Raw genomic sequence first — 15022 nt, 5'->3', positions numbered from 1 at the left:
AGCGCCACTCACACCCCGAGCCCCGTCACTCCCCGGAGCGGCGGGGCTTGGTGATGTCGTCGACCCGCGACCGTACGCCCCACGCCGTCACCCGCCACAGCGCCTCCGCCACGATCGCGCGGCTCATCTTGCTGTCGCCGTGCTCGCGTTCCACGAAGGTGATCGGGACCTCGACGACCCGGAATCCGGCCTTGACCGCGCGCCACGCCAGGTCGACCTGGAAGCAGTAGCCCTGCGACGCGACCTCGTCCATGCCGAGGCCCAACAGCGTCTCTTTGCGGAAGGCGCGGAAGCCGCCCGTCACGTCGCGGATGGGGACGCCGAGCATGAGACGGGAGTACAGGCTGCCGCCGCGGGACAGGATCTCGCGGGACTTCGGCCAGTTCACGACCGCGCCACCGGGGACCCAGCGGGAGCCGAGGACGAGGTCGGCGTCGGTGAGCGCGTGCAGCAGGCGGGGGAGCTGTTCGGGGCGGTGCGAGCCGTCGGCGTCCATCTCGACGAGGACGTCGTAGCCGTTCTCGATGCCCCACTGGAAGCCGGCGAGGTACGCGGCGCCGAGGCCCTGCTTGCCCATCCGGTGCATGACGTGGACGTGCGGGTCGGTGGCGGCGAGGTCGTCGACGATCTTGCCGGTGCCGTCGGGGCTGTTGTCGTCGGCGACGAGGACGTGCGCATCCGGGACCGACTCCCGTACCCGGGCGGTGATCGAGCGGATGTTGTCCGCCTCGTTGTACGTGGGGACGATCACCAGAACCGGGCCCAGGGGCTGCGGCTTCCGGCTGGTCTGGCCGCCAAGCGTCACTGTCGTCTCACTCCTGTGCTGCTCGTATGCGGCAGGTCGTGGGGCGGGCGTCGGTGCACGCGAGCATACGCCGCGCCGGGTGGGTTGGCCGGGTCGTTCCGCTTCTCGTGCCGCGTGGACGGTCACGTCGCGGCCCCCGGCAGCGCCGGTCCGCCGCTGGGGCGGTTCCATCCCGCGCCCCCGGGAGGGCCGCGGGATAGAATGATGAATGCGGGTCTCCCTCGGGAACTCGAGTCCAAACGATAAGAGGCTTTCGAGAAATCTTGCGGATCGTTCATGTCTTCGTCGGTTCTCTGAACTTGTCGCTGCTTGTTCCCAGATGCCAGGTAATCGTTGTCAACACTGTTGTGAGGACTTCTACATTCGCCCTCAGCCAGCCTCGGTCGCTCTCAGCCGTCCGGGAAGCAGTACTGGCACAGCCGGTTTGAGAACGCCGGGTCGTCCGGCGCCGGGAGGGAATCCAGCGCCTGGAACTCGTACGGCGTGCCGAACCTGCCCTCAATCGTGTCGCAGAACTTGCAGCGCTCCCGGATCGCGGTGCGGTGGATCGCGGACGTGATCGGGGTGGGATTGAACATGCCCGCCGGGACCGGCGAGGGGGTGAAGTAGTGCTGTTTCCGCCAGCGGACGAACGGGTGGGAGCGGTCGAACTTGTCCTGGACCGTGATCGAGTGGACGTTCTGGGCGAGCACCGTGCCGGGCGGGCGTTCCGTCGCGAGTTCGACCCGGAAGGACGTCTCCAGGACGTTGGAGTCGTCCCACAGGTCGACCTCGTCCCCGAAGGGCTCCTTCGACCCCGACCAGGTCGTGCCCGCGGTGACCTCGGTCCCGTTCGAACCGCGGGTGAGGCGGTAGCGGATGCGGAAGGTCGGGTCGGTCGCGAGCCGATCGCTCCTGAACGTGTCGACGGACAGGCGCAGGAAGCGGGACCGGATCGCCACGGAGTTCCCCACGAACGGAGTGACGTCGGTCGGCGCCTCCGAGGACGTCGTGGTGATCGCCGCCTCGCCGTAGATCCCGAAGAGGTCGGGGCGGGCGACGACGCGCCGCCCTTCGACGCGGGCGTACACGCCGAACAGTTCCGGGACCGCCATCGTGATCTTCACTCCGAACAGAGTCGCCATTTGTGAGCGGTTGGCGCGTTGGAGCTTCGCGAAGACGTGGATGCCGAAGAAGTCCGCGATCATGCCGAGCACGATGAGGAACCAGGGTGCGTCCACGGTGATGTCGGGCTTGACGGACGCGTATATCGTGCATGAATTCAACGGGATGAACGGACGGATGCGGACGTCCGCGGTGAACGGCATTTGGCCCGGAAAGGGGTCGGGTGCATCGACCGTTCCCGATGCGTTCAACACTATGGAGTCGTCTTCGAAGCGAATGCCGACGTCTGGGCTCGGGTGGAGGTTCGGTTGGGTGGCGGTGGCCATGATGAGCGCGAAGCGGGCGTTGGCCTGGAGGTAGGTCACCGCGAGAGCAGGATCCACGAGGAGCCGCAGGCTTGCGTCGCCGGCGTCCTCCTGCGGCATCGGCGCGGGCGCGGGGGGCGGTGCGTCGGGCGGCGGGCCGATCTGGGCGGCGTTGCCGTGGCTCTCGCCGACGGAACTCGTCGCGTCGATGCCGAGCGCCAGCCAGCCGTCCAGGATCCGGGCGTCTCCGAGCTTGATGGCAGGCGTGACGAGGATCGAGCCCGGAATGCCCTGGGTGGTCAGCATCAACTCCGCGAGCCAGATGCGGTCGGTGGGCAGCCGGAAGACGAGGTACTGCTGCGCGAACCTGCGGATCTGCTCGGTGAGGGCGGCGCGGGCGGCGGGATCGAGGAGGGCGGTGTCGGCGTTCGGCACGTGCGGGCCGTCGAAGAAGGCGGTGCGGAGCTGGGTCGTGTCGAGGCCGAACCCGCCGAGGTCGACGACGGCCTTCTCGGTGATGCTCTCCTGGGTGACGCGGACCGGGACGAGCGCGGTGGCGTCGACACTGATGATGACGCCGCCCGCTGCGGCGCCGTTGAGCGTCAGGTCGAAGCGGCCGGTGCCGGTGAGGTGCACGGCGACGCGGTTCTCCGCCCCGTGGAAGGCGACGGCGGGCTTGTCGACGGAGATGCCGCCGGTGGCGTCGAGGCGACCCACGGGGGTGTCGGCGGACCAGTTCGCGGTTCCGCAGGCGTTTTCCCACTGGGTGCGCCAGATCGCTTCCAGCGCGTCCGTGACGACGTGTTCGGCTACGTAGGAGACGGCGAGGTAGCCACCGAGGTCTGCCATGGTGGGCTCCTTGAGAGGGCCCCTGTACACCACGGTGGCACGGGGGTGGGCGGGGCGCGAGTTCGCGCGGCGGGGGCGCGGGGCTGCGGGTTCCGCGGGGTTTCGGGTGGCTCTCGCGCAGTTCCGGGCGCACCCGGCCGCCCGGGGCGCGGAGGGCATGTATGATCATCTTGTAACTCCGGTGCAGCGCACGGGAGTCGCGCGTCTGTGGTCCAAGGAAAGACGCCCATCTGCCGATGGGAAATGTAGGTGCAAGGCCTGCCGGGCGCTCCATGACGAAGGCCCCCTCTTCTGAGGGGGCCTTCGTGCGTGCCGGGCGTCTCCCGTGGTCAGACGACGACCGCGAGCGTCAGGGACACCGCCCCGGCGACGCTCGTCAGCGTGCGGATCAGGTGGGCCCTGTTCCAGCGGGGCTCGAAGGCCCGGCGCGCCTCGGCGAGGGCGGTCGGGGAGTCGGTCGGGGCCGCGTCGAGACGTTGGTTCAGGGGGACGTTGACCGCGGCGGTGATCGCGAAGGTGGCGATCGCGCCCGCCGCGCCGACGACGAGCCAGACGAACGCGGTGCCGTCCGGGCGCAGCACGGCCGCGACGACGGCGAGGACGGGTGCGCCCATGAAGACGCTCAGGAACCAGCCGTTGAGGATCGCCCGGTTGATCGCGCGGAACGCGGTGGCGTACGTGGCGTCGTCGACGTGCCGCAGGCCCGGCACGACGGAGACGGCGAAGGCGAAGAAGGTGCCGGCGAGGAGGCCGTTGCACACGATGGCTGCGGTGAGTACGGCTGTGGAGAACGAGGTCATGTGACCGTTGATACCGCGGACGTCGCGCCCCCGCGATTGAGTTAGCGCGGGTGGCGACGGCGCGGCCGCGCCCGCCGCGGTTGTGCCCGCCACGTCCGCCCGGGTCCTCCTGGCGCCTCGGGCCCGCCCGGGCCCTGCGGCCGTCGCTTCGGGAAGCGTTGTGATGGCACCTGCGGCCCGGTGGTGGGCTTGTCGCGCAGTTCCTCGCGCCCCTGAAACCCTTGTCCGTCCGCGGGCTGGTGGTGGGCTTGTCGCGCAGTTCCTCGCGCCCCTGAAACCCTTGTCCGTCCGCGGGCCGGTGGTGGGCTTGTCGCGCAGTTCCTCGCGCCCCTGAAACCCTCGTCCGTCCGCGGGCTGGTGGTGGGTTACTCGCGCAGTTCCGCCCCCTACGCCCGGAGGGCGTGGGGGGACCCCCAGCGCCCCTGTTTTGCTTCCCTTGTTGCTTGCCTGCGGGACGAGAGGTTTAGAGGCGCTGGGGTCCCCATGCCCTATGGGCGTAGGTGGGGGTACCCCCGTGCCCGTAGGGCACAGGGGGCGGAACTGCGCGACAAGCCCACCACCGGCCCGCAGAGGCCGATCCGTCCGTAGGACAACGGTGGGTGTGCCAAGGGGCGCGGGGAACTGCGCGAGTAACCCACCACCGGGCCGCGGAAACCAACCGACCCGTGGGGAAACGGCGAGGGTCTTAGGGGCGCCTGGGTCCCCCCATGCCCTCTGGACATAGGGGGCGGAACTGCGCGAACGGCCCACCACCGGGCCGTGGAGACCAACCGACCCGCGGGGAAACGGCGAGGGGCTTAGGGGCGCTGCGGGCCCCAGGCCCTCTGAGGCGTGGGGAACTGCGCGACAAGCCCACCACCAGGCCGCAGAGGGCAACGCACCCGCGGAGGCTGGGCGGCTTCGGCTAAGCGCGTAGGACCTCGTTCAGGTCCGCGTTGCCGCCGCAGGCGATCAGGGCCAGTCGGGCGTCCGGGCCGACGCGTTCCAGGACCCGGCGCGCCGCAGGCAGGACGCAGGCCGTGGCCGGCTCCGTCCAGAGCTTCGCGTGGTGGGCCATGTCCCGTACGCCCTGGACCGCCTCCGCGTCGGAGACGACGATCACGTCCTCCACCAGCGCCGCGACGTGCTCGTACGTGATCCGCGCGACGGAAGGTGCGGAGAGCGTCGTCACGATCGAGGTCAGGGGGACGGGGACCGGGCCGCCCGCCGCGAGGGCACGGGACATGGACTCCGCGCCGGCCGTCTCCACGCCCCAGACGCGCACGTCGGGGCGGCGCGCCTTCAGGGCCACCGCGATGCCGGAGATCAGGCCGCCGCCACCGATGCTGACCAGGACGTCGGTGAACGCGCCGGGGGCGGCGTCCTGGTCGAGTTCCAGGCCGACCGTGCCCTGGCCGGCGATGACGACCGGGTCGTCGAAGGGGTGGACGAGGGTCTGCCCCTCCGCGCGCAGGCGCTCCATCAGGGCGAACGCCTCGTCCATCGTGTCCGCGAGCTGGACCGAGGCGCCCGCCGCCTGCACCGCGGCGATGGAGCGGGCCGGAGCCGTACGCGCCATGCAGACGGTCGCCTTCACGTCCAGCAGCCGGGCCGTCTCGGCGACGGCCACCCCGTGATTGCCGCCGCTGACGGCGAGGACGCCGACCGCGAGCTCGGCGGGGGAGAGCGACAGGAGCTTGGCGAGGGCGCCGCGGGCCTTGAAGGAACCCGTGCGCTGGAGGAGTTCCAGCTTCGCGGTCACCGGGGCGCCCAGCAGGTCGGACAGGCCAGGGCTGGACACGGTGGGCGTACGTACCAGACGGCCTTCGATCAGCCGTGCCGCCGCCTCGACGGCTCCGATCTCAATCATCCGTCCATCCTCGCACCGGAGCCGCCGCAGGCGCCCCGATCACGTGCCGCGCCGCAGCTCCGCTCCAGAGGCGGTGGAGTGCCGCTGCCGGTACGGTCAAGAAGAGCGCGCGAGTTTACCCACATACCCGCACAACCATGCACTGGGCGGGCGTCTTTCCATCCCCTATCGGATTGAACTTTTGTTGATCAGTGGTCAGTTGACCCCCTGCTGCGCCTACCCTTCAACAGGTGAACCAACTGATGTCCCGCGAGTCCGAGACCGATGATCTGCCCGGGAGCGTCAACCTGCCCGGCACGCTGCCCGAAACGCTGCGCGCCGAGCTGATCGCCTTCCGCCGCGATCTGCACATGCACCCAGAACTGGGCAACCAGGAGTTCCGTACCACCGCCGCCATCAAGGCCCGCCTTGAGCTGGCCGGGCTCGCACCGAAGGTGCTGGGCATGGGCACCGGGCTGGTGTGCGACATCGGCACGTGGGACGGGGTGCAGCCGCTGCTGGCGCTGCGCGCGGACATCGACGCGCTGCCCATCCCGGACACCAAGACGAACGTGCCGTACAGCTCCACCGTGCCCGAACGGGCCCACGCCTGCGGGCACGACGTCCACACCACGACCGTGTTGGGCGCGGGCATCGTCCTCGCCGAACTGGACCGCGAGGGGCTGCTCCCCGCGCCGGTGCGGCTGATCTTCCAGCCGGCCGAGGAAGTGCTGCCCGGGGGTGCGCCCGACGCGATCGAGTGCGGCGTGCTCGACGGGGTCGGGGCGATCGTCGCCGTGCACTGCGACCCCAAAGTGGACGCGGGCTCCATCGGGCTGCGGTCCGGGCCGATCACCTCGGCCTGCGACCGGCTGGAGATCAGCCTGGACGGGCCCGGCGGCCACACCGCGCGGCCCCATCTGACCACCGACCTCGTCACGGCCGCGGCGAAGGTCGTCACCGAGGTCCCGTCGCTGGTCGCCCGCCGGGCCGACGCCCGCTCCGGCCTCGCGGTGACCTGGGGACGCATCGAGTCCGGTCACGCGCCCAACGTCATCCCGAACCACGCGGAGCTGTCCGGCACCGTCCGCTGCCTCGACCTGCCGACCTGGCGCGCCGCGCCGGACCTGGTGCACGCGGCGATCGACGAGATCGCCACCGTCCACCGGGCCAAGTCCCAGATCGACTACATCCGCGGCGTCCCGCCGGTGGTGAACGACCCGGTGGTGACCGAACTCATCCGGGACGCCCAGGCGGCGCGCGGCGGAGTGGAGTCGATCGAGGACACCGAGCAGAGCCTCGGCGGCGAGGACTTCTCCTGGTACCTGGAGCACGTGCCGGGCGCGTTGGCGCGGCTCGGGGTGCGGCGGCCCGGGGACACGGTCCGCCGCGACCTGCACCGCGGGGACTTCGACGTCGACGAGGAGTCGATCCGGGTGGGCGTCGAACTCTTCACGGCGGTGGCGCTGCTGTACGGGCACCGCGACCAGGACTGACGCGCAGGATTCGCAACCAGGTCCGACGCGCAGATACCCGCGACCAGGACTGATACGCAGAACTCGCGACCAGGGCCGACGCGCAGAACCCGCAACCGGGACCGACGCGTGGAGCCGGCGCGCAGGGCCGACCCCTACCCACGGGTCACCTGCGCGTCGTATCGTGCCCCGTACCCACGGGTCGTGCTCCTCGTGCCCGCGGGCCGTACTCGTGCGTCGTACTCGTGCGTCACCTGTCGTCACCTGGGCATCACTGCCCGGCGAAGGTAAACGCGACGATCCGATAACGACTCATGAACAGGTCTTTAACTGACATCTACGCGCGTTACGATCGCCGCAAAACCAGCGCCGGAAGAGGCGCTTCAGGTCAGTCTTGAAGGGACCCCTCCTCTTGCGCCGGGTATCCAAGATCACTGCCGCGTGCATCACGACCGCGGCCCTCGCGTTCACCGCCACCGCGTGCGGTGAGTCGTCCACCGACTCCTCCTCCAGCTCGTCCAGCGACGGCAAGCTGAAGATCGGCGCGGCGTACGACGTCGGCGGACGCGGTGACAACTCCTTCAACGACTCCGCGGCCCGCGGCCTCGACAAGGCCAAGGCCGACCTCGGTGCCGAGGTCAAGGAGCTCACCGCCAAGCACGGCGAGACCCCGGCCGACCGCGAGTCGCGCCTCGCGTCCCTCGCCGAGGGCGGGTACAACCCCGTCCTGGCCGTCGGCTTCGCGTACAAGGACGCCGTCGACAAGGTCGCGTCGAAGTTCCCGAAGACCACCTTCGGCCTCGTCGACTCGGTCTCCAACCAGAAGAACGTCGACAGCATCGTCTTCACCGAGGAGCAGGGCTCCTACCTCGCCGGCGTCGCCGCCGCGCTGAAGTCCAAGGACGGCAAGATCGGCTTCATCGGCGGTGTGGACCTCCCGCTGATCAAGAAGTTCGCCGCGGGCTTCCAGCAGGGCGTCACCGAGACGAACCCGAAGGCTTCGGTGCAGATCCAGTACCTGACCACGGGTACGGACCTCTCCGGCTTCGGCAGCCCGGACAAGGGCAAGCAGGCCGCCCAGGGCATGCTGGACAAGGGCATCGACGTGGTCTACACGGCCGCGGGCGGCTCCGGCGCCGGCGCCATCGAGGCCGTCGCCGCGAAGAAGGGCAGCTGGGCCATCGGCGTCGACTCGGACCAGGCCAAGGACCCGGCCCTGTCCAAGTACGCGGGCTCGATCCTGACCTCGGTCGTCAAGAACGTCGACACCGGCGTCTTCGAGCTGGCCAAGTCCGTCAAGGACGGCAAGCCGAAGACCGGCGTCAACACCTACTCGCTGGCGCAGGACGGCGTGAGCCTCACCACCACCGGTGACCACCTGAAGGACATCCAGGCCAAGCTGGACGAGGCGAAGAAGAAGATCGTCGACGGCCAGATCAAGGTCAAGTCCACGATCTGACGCTCCTGGCCAACCAGGACACGCCCTCGGGCCCGGACGACCGGCCGCGCCGCTCGTCCGGGCCCGAGGTCTCCTCGACTTCTCCTCGAAGCACCCTCGACCCCCTCGCCGGACCCTCCGACGGGCCCCTTCCCCCCGGGCCGCCCGTCCGGCCCGGCCCCAGGGGTGGCGCTACGCGCGTAGCATCGCGTAACACCGATCGCGCGCGGTAGTTTTCGCCCACACCCCCGCCTCAGCTCCTCCTCCGCTCCTGCCCAGGGAGAGTGCGCCATCAACGCGTCCAGCAGCCCCCATGCCGTAGAGCTCCGCGGCATCACCAAACGATTCCCCGGAGTCGTGGCCAACCACGACATCGACATCACCGTGCGCCGCGGTACCGTCCACGCCCTCGTCGGCGAGAACGGCGCGGGCAAGTCCACCCTGATGAAGATCCTCTACGGCATGCAGAAGCCGGACGAGGGCACCATCACGATCGACGGCGAGCAGGCGTCCTTCAACAACCCCGGCGACGCCATCGACCGGGGCATCGGCATGGTGCACCAGCACTTCATGCTCGCCGACTACCTCACCGTGCTGGAGAACGTCGTCCTCGGCTCGGAGAAGCTGTACGGCATCGGCGACCGGGCCCGCGCCAAGATCAAGGAGATCTCGGACGCGTACGGGCTCGGCATCCGGCCCGACGCGTACGTCGAGGACCTCGGCGTCGCCGACCGCCAGCGGGTGGAGATCCTCAAGGTCCTCTACCGCGGCGCCCGCACGCTGATCCTGGACGAGCCCACCGCCGTCCTGGTGCCGCAGGAGGTCGACGCCCTCTTCGACAACCTGCGGGAGCTGAAGGCCGAGGGCCTGACGGTCATCTTCATCTCGCACAAGCTCGGCGAGGTGCTGTCGGTCGCCGACGACATCACCGTCATCCGGCGCGGCACCACGGTCGGCACCGCCGACCCGCGGACCACGACCACCAAGCAGCTCGCGGAGCTGATGGTCGGCAGCGAACTGCCCTCGCCGGAGACCCGCGAGTCCACCGTCACCGACGTCGCGATGCTGACCGTCGACGGACTGCGGCTGACCGCCACCGACCCCGACGGCGTGGTGCGCTCGGTGCTCGACGGCATCGACTTCACCATCCACAAGGGCGAAGTGCTCGGCATCGCCGGCGTCGAGGGCAACGGCCAGTCCGAACTGGTCGAGGCGATCATGGGCATGCGCAGCCCGGACGCCGGCACCCTCACCCTGGACGGCGAGGACATCTCCCAGCGGCCCACCCGCAAGCGGCGCGAGGACGGCATGGCCGTCATCCCCGAGGACCGGCACCGCCACGGCCTGCTGCTGGAAGCCCCGCTGTGGGAGAACCGCATCCTCGGCCACGTCACCGAGAAGCCCAACAGCAAGGGCGTCTTCCTCGACCTGAAGGCGGCGCGCGCCGACACCGAGCGGATCGTGCGCGACTACGACGTGCGCACCCCCGGCATCGACGTCACCGCGGCCTCCCTCTCCGGCGGCAACCAGCAGAAGCTGATCGTCGGCCGGGAGATGAGCCACCGGCCGAAGCTGCTGATCGCCGCGCACCCCACCCGGGGCGTGGACGTCGGCGCGCAGGCGCAGATCTGGGACCAGATCCGCGAGGCGCGCCGCGAGGGCCTGGCGGTGCTGCTGATCTCCGCCGACCTGGACGAGCTGATCGGGCTCTCCGACACGCTGCGCGTGATGTACCGCGGGCGGCTGGTGGCGGACGCCGACCCGGCGACGATCACCCCGGAGGAGCTGGGCTCGGCGATGACCGGCGCGGCCAGCGGACACCTGGAGCACACGGACGAGCCGGGTGACGAGTCGGGCGCAGCGCCCGCCGCCGAAGCTCCCCGCGACGAGACCCCCAGCGCCGAGCGCGACACCGACGGGGGAGAGGACCGATGAAGAAGATCGACAAGGAGCGGGTGCTCCTCGGGCTCGCCGCCCCCGTGCTGGCGATCGTGGTGGCCTTCCTGGTCACCGCGGTCGTCCTGGCCGCGACCGGCAAGGAGCCGTTCAACGCCTTCAGCATCATGTTCGACTACGGCTCCAAGTCGGACAGCCAGGTCTACATCCTCAACAAGGCCACGACCTACTACCTCGCGGGTCTCGCGGTCGCCCTCGGCTTCCGGATGAACCTGTTCAACATCGGCGTCGACGGCCAGTACCGGCTCGCCGCCTTCTTCGCCGCCGCGCTCGGCGGCGCGCTGACCCTGCCCGGCCCGGTGCAGATCCCGCTGATCATCCTCTGCGCGATGATCGTCGGCGCGATGTGGGCCGGCATCGCCGGTGTCCTCAAGGTCACCCGCGGCGTCAGCGAGGTCGTCTCCACGATCATGCTGAACGCGATCGCGACCGCGATCATCGGCTACCTGCTCCAGGAGGGCCGCCTCGGCCACCTCGACCAGGCCGGCACCAAGGTCTCCACCAAGCCGATCCCGGAGTCCGCGCACTTCTTCGAGTTCCCGACCCAGCCCACGCCCGTCTGGGGCTTCATCGTGGTCGCCGCGCTCGCCGGCGTCGCGTACTGGTTCACGCTCTCCCGCACCCGCTTCGGCTTCGACCTGCGCACCGTCGGCCAGTCCGGCTCCGCCGCCGAAGCCAGCGGCGTGAACGTGAAGCGGATGGTCGTCACCTCCATGCTGATCTCCGGCGCCGTCGCCGGCCTGGTCGGCATGCCGACCCTGCTGAACGACAGCTACGAGTACAGCGGTGACTTCCCCCTCGGCATCGGCTTCACCGGCATCGCCATCGCCCTCCTCGGCCGCAACCACCCCGTCGGCATCGCGCTCGGCGCCCTGCTCTGGGCCTTCCTGGAGCGCGGCAGCGGCCAACTCGAATTCAAGGGCTACGACAAGGAGATCGTCGGCGTCATCCAGGGCGTCATCGTCCTGTGCGTCGTCATCGCGTACGAGGTCGTACGCCGCTACGGCCTCAAGCGCCAGCAGCGGCAGGTCGGCGCCAAGCTCGCCGCGCAGGCCCGCAACAACAGCAACGGCAACAGCAACGGCAACGGCAACACCGACAAGCAGGAGGTGTCGGCGTGAGCGCCACGGCGACCTCGACTCCGCCGCCCACCGCACCCAAGGTGAGCAGCGGCAAGGGCGGCCGCACCCGCCTGTCCTTCCCCGTCATCCTGCTGCTGATCGCGGGCGCACTGATCGCCCTCTCCGCGGTCCGGGTGATCACCGGCGCGGAGGACATCACCTCCTCCGGCCAGATCAGCGCCGCACTGTCGATGGCCGTGCCCATCGGCCTCGCCGGCCTCGGCGGCCTGTGGGCCGAGCGCGCGGGCGTGGTGAACATCGGCCTCGAAGGCATGATGATCCTCGGCACCTTCTTCGGCGCCTGGGCCGGCTGGCAGACCGACCCCTGGATCGGCGTGCTCGCCGGCGTCCTCGGCGGCATGTTCGGCGGGCTGCTGCACGCGATCGCCACGGTCACCTTCGGCGTCGACCACATCATCTCCGGCATCGCGATCAACATCCTCGCGCTCGGCATGACCACCTACTTCGCCAAGCTGTGGTTCAACTCCGGCGAGGCGGCGGCCAAGGGCGGCAGCCCCAAGCAGTCCCCGCCGTCCGACGACATCGGCACGGTGACGTTCCCCGGCATCTCCGACGGCCTGAAGTCGATCGAGAAGCACGAGTGGTTCTTCGTCTCCGACGTCGCCGGCGTCCTCGGCGGCCTGGTCACCAACGTCTCGCTGCTGACGATCGTGGCGATCCTGCTCTTCGTCGGCACCTTCGTGGTGCTGTGGAAGACCGGCTTCGGACTGCGGCTGCGCTCCTGCGGCGAGAACCCGATCGCGGCCGAGTCCCTGGGCGTGAACGTCTACAAGTACAAGTACATCGCCGTGATCGCCTCCGGCGGCATGGCCGGCCTCGGCGGCGCCTTCCTCGCCCTGGTCACCTCGCACATCTACAACGAGGGCCAGACCGGCGGCCGCGGTTACATCGGCCTCGCGGCGATGATCTTCGGCAACTGGCGGCCCGGTGGGCTCGCGATGGGCGCCGGCCTCTTCGGCTACGCCGACGCGCTCCAGCTCCGCAACGGCGGCCAGTCCGTGCACGCGCTGCTCCTGCTGCTGGTCGTGGTGCTGGTCGGCATCGCGATCTGGAAGTTCTACCGCAAGAGCTTCGTGCCGGCGACGATCAGCGCCGTCATCGGCGCCGGCGTCCTGGTCTGGTACCTGGGCACGGACACCGTCCCGACGGAGTTCGTCACCGCGACCCCGTACGTCGTGACGCTGCTGGTGCTGTCGCTCTCCGCGCAACGGCTGAGAATGCCGAAGGCGGACGGCATGCGCTACCGCAAGGGCCAGGGCAAGTGACCGCGCCCGACGCCACCGGAGCGGCGGACGACGGCACCGCCCCGGACGGCGGCAACGCCCCGGACGGCGGCACCGCCCCGGACGGCGGCAACGGTTCGCACGTCGGCAGCGGTTCGGACACGTTCGACTGGGAGTCGCTGCGGGAGCTGGCGCGCACGGCCATGGGCCGGGCGTACGTCCCGTACTCGCACTACCCGGTCGGCGTGGCCGCCCGCGTCGACGACGGCCGCACCGTGACCGGCTGCAACGTCGAGAACGCCTCGTACGGCCTGTCCCTGTGCGCCGAGTGCGGGCTGGTCTCGCAACTCCAGCTCACCGGCGGCGGCCGGTTGACGCACTTCGCCTGCGTCGACGGCCGGGGCGCGCGCCTCGTGCCGTGCGGCCGGTGCCGTCAGCTCCTGTTCGAGTTCGGCGGGCCCGAGCTGCTGCTCGACACGCCCGAGGGCGTGGTCACGCTCGCCGAGCTGTTCCCGCAGCCGTTCGGCCCGGCCCATCTGGCATGACACGTTGATGCGCGGCCCTTCTCCTCCGGTGGCCACACCGGAGGAGAAGGGCCGCGGCCCTTTTTCCCGCACCACCAGGTTTTCCCGCACCACAGGAGGCACACCCATGGACGTCATCTCCGTCATCCGCACCAAGCGGGACCGGGGCGAGCTGACCGGCGAGCAGATCGACTGGGTCATCGACGCGTACACCCGCGGCACGGTCGCCGACGAACAGATGTCGGCGCTGGCGATGGCGATCCTGCTGAACGGCATGAACCGCACCGAGATCGCCCGCTGGACCGCCGCGATGATCGCCTCCGGCGAGCGGATGGACTTCGGCTCGCTCGCCCGGCCCACCGCGGACAAGCACTCCACGGGCGGCGTCGGCGACAAGATCACCCTGCCGCTCGCCCCGCTGGTCGCCGCCTGCGGCGCGGCCGTGCCGCAGCTCTCCGGCCGAGGGCTGGGCCACACCGGCGGCACCCTCGACAAGCTGGAGTCCATCCCCGGCTGGCGCGCGCTGCTCAGCAACGAGGAGATGCTGAACGTCCTCGACACCACCGGCGCGGTGATCTGCGCGGCCGGCGACGGGCTCGCCCCCGCCGACAAGAAGCTGTACGCGCTGCGCGACGTCACCGGCACCGTCGAGGCCATCCCGCTGATCGCCTCCTCGATCATGTCGAAGAAGATCGCCGAGGGCACCGGCTCCCTGGTGCTGGACGTCAAGGTCGGCTCCGGCGCCTTCATGAAGACCCTGGACGACGCCCGCGAGCTGGCCTCGACCATGGTCGCGCTCGGCAACGACAGCGGCGTACGGACGGTGGCCCTGCTCACCGACATGGCCACCCCGCTCGGGCTGACCGCCGGCAACGCGCTGGAGGTCCGCGAGTCCGTCGAGGTGCTGGCCGGCGGCGGCCCCGCCGACGTCGTCGAGCTGACCCTCGCCCTCGCCCGCGAGATGCTGACCGCGGCCGGGCTGCCGGACGCCGACCCGGCGAAGGCGCTGGCCGACGGCTCCGCGATGGACGTGTGGCGCCGCATGATCAGCGCGCAGGGGGGCGACCCGGACGCCGCGCTGCCGATCGCGCGCGAGCAGCACGTCGTCACGGCGCCCGCCTCCGGCGTGCTCACCCGCCTCGACGCGTACGACGTCGGCCTCGCCGCCTGGCGCCTGGGCGCGGGCCGCGCCCGCAAGGAGGACCCGGTCCAGGCGGGCGCGGGCGTGGAACTGCACGCGAAGCCGGGCGAGACGGTGACGGCGGGCCAGCCGCTGCTGACGCTGCACACCGACACTCCGGAGAAGTTCGACTACGCGCTGGAGTCCCTGACCGGCGCGTACTCCATCGAGCCGGCGGGCACGGACTTCACGCCGCCCCCGATCGTCCTGGACCGCATCGCCTAGCCCCTCCGCGGACACGTCGCCCTCTGCGACCCGGTGGGCGGCTGTCCGCGCAGTTCCTCCCCCTGTGCCCGGAGGGCGTACGGGGGCTCCAGCGCCACCTGGGCACCACCGGGCCGCAGGGACCAGCGCTCCCGCAGGGAAACGGCGAGGACCTTTTGGGGCGCTGGG

General features: G+C 70.5%; 11 protein-coding genes. 7 read left to right on the top strand and 4 right to left on the bottom strand.

Translation table 11 applies throughout. From position 1 onward, the window contains the following. Positions 1-25 precede the first annotated feature (25 nt). The 4 genes from ACH4E8_RS03845 to ACH4E8_RS03830 all read right to left on the bottom strand — a co-directional run bounded on the left by ACH4E8_RS03845 (position 26) and on the right by ACH4E8_RS03830 (position 5712). A complete protein-coding gene (locus ACH4E8_RS03845; RefSeq protein WP_398444019.1) occupies positions 26-805 on the bottom strand; it encodes a polyprenol monophosphomannose synthase in 780 nt (259 codons plus the stop codon). A gap of 389 nt (positions 806-1194) precedes the next feature. Next, a complete protein-coding gene (locus ACH4E8_RS03840) occupies positions 1195-3063 on the bottom strand; it encodes a hypothetical protein (RefSeq protein ID WP_398444017.1) in 1869 nt (622 codons plus the stop codon). 329 nt (positions 3064-3392) lie between these two features. Further along, entirely contained in the window at positions 3393-3863 is a 471-nt protein-coding gene (locus tag ACH4E8_RS03835) for a DUF1772 domain-containing protein (RefSeq protein WP_398444015.1), read from the bottom strand. Positions 3864-4767: 904 nt separating this feature from the next. Next, the gene (locus tag ACH4E8_RS03830) at positions 4768-5712 is read right to left on the bottom strand and encodes a threonine/serine dehydratase (protein ID WP_398444012.1); all 945 of its coding nucleotides are present in this window, start codon (positions 5710-5712) and stop codon (positions 4768-4770) included. A 242-nt stretch (positions 5713-5954) separates the two neighbouring features. Between ACH4E8_RS03830 and ACH4E8_RS03825 the strand changes: the two genes are divergently transcribed. The 7 genes from ACH4E8_RS03825 to ACH4E8_RS03795 all read left to right on the top strand — a co-directional run bounded on the left by ACH4E8_RS03825 (position 5955) and on the right by ACH4E8_RS03795 (position 14854). After that, positions 5955-7187, top strand: a complete 1233-nt coding sequence (locus tag ACH4E8_RS03825) for an amidohydrolase (protein WP_398444739.1) — start codon at positions 5955-5957, stop codon at positions 7185-7187. A 391-nt stretch (positions 7188-7578) separates the two neighbouring features. Continuing rightward, positions 7579-8625: a BMP family protein gene (locus tag ACH4E8_RS03820; protein ID WP_398444010.1), complete on the top strand. Its 1047-nt coding sequence runs from the start codon at positions 7579-7581 to the stop codon at positions 8623-8625. Positions 8626-8895: 270 nt separating this feature from the next. Next, complete coding sequence (locus ACH4E8_RS03815; RefSeq protein ID WP_398444737.1) at positions 8896-10539, top strand: ABC transporter ATP-binding protein; 1644 nt, start codon at positions 8896-8898, stop codon at positions 10537-10539. Next, positions 10536-11681, top strand: a complete 1146-nt coding sequence (locus ACH4E8_RS03810; RefSeq protein WP_398444008.1) for an ABC transporter permease — start codon at positions 10536-10538, stop codon at positions 11679-11681. The genes ACH4E8_RS03815 and ACH4E8_RS03810 overlap by 4 nt, the downstream gene beginning before the upstream one ends. After that, positions 11678-12967: an ABC transporter permease gene (locus ACH4E8_RS03805; protein WP_398444006.1), complete on the top strand. Its 1290-nt coding sequence runs from the start codon at positions 11678-11680 to the stop codon at positions 12965-12967. The genes ACH4E8_RS03810 and ACH4E8_RS03805 overlap by 4 nt, the downstream gene beginning before the upstream one ends. After that, on the top strand, positions 12964-13470 hold the full coding sequence (locus tag ACH4E8_RS03800; RefSeq protein ID WP_398444004.1) for a cytidine deaminase: 507 nt from the start codon (positions 12964-12966) through the stop codon (positions 13468-13470). Before ACH4E8_RS03805 ends, ACH4E8_RS03800 begins: the two co-directional genes overlap by 4 nt. A 106-nt stretch (positions 13471-13576) precedes the next feature. Further along, complete coding sequence (locus tag ACH4E8_RS03795) at positions 13577-14854, top strand: thymidine phosphorylase (RefSeq protein WP_398444001.1); 1278 nt, start codon at positions 13577-13579, stop codon at positions 14852-14854. The last annotated feature ends 168 nt before the right edge of the window (positions 14855-15022 follow it).

The organism is Streptomyces sp. NPDC017979 (assembly GCF_044328175.1).
Classification (GTDB): Bacteria; Actinomycetota; Actinomycetes; order Streptomycetales; family Streptomycetaceae; genus Streptomyces.
Note: the sequence above shows the minus strand (reverse complement) of the source record. Positions and strands in the feature narration are given on the sequence as shown.

Excerpts from the sequence above, each read along its gene's own strand:
- ACH4E8_RS03840 (WP_398444017.1), bottom strand. The coding sequence starts at position 3,063 with ATGGCAGACCTCGGTGGCTACCTCGCCGTCTCCTACGTAGCCGAACAC.
- ACH4E8_RS03835 (WP_398444015.1), bottom strand. The coding sequence starts at position 3,863 with ATGACCTCGTTCTCCACAGCCGTACTCACCGCAGCCATCGTGTGCAAC.
- ACH4E8_RS03830 (WP_398444012.1), bottom strand. The coding sequence starts at position 5,712 with ATGATTGAGATCGGAGCCGTCGAGGCGGCGGCACGGCTGATCGAAGGC.
- ACH4E8_RS03825 (WP_398444739.1), top strand. The coding sequence starts at position 5,955 with ATGTCCCGCGAGTCCGAGACCGATGATCTGCCCGGGAGCGTCAACCTG.
- ACH4E8_RS03810 (WP_398444008.1), top strand. The coding sequence starts at position 10,536 with ATGAAGAAGATCGACAAGGAGCGGGTGCTCCTCGGGCTCGCCGCCCCC.
- ACH4E8_RS03795 (WP_398444001.1), top strand. The coding sequence starts at position 13,577 with ATGGACGTCATCTCCGTCATCCGCACCAAGCGGGACCGGGGCGAGCTG.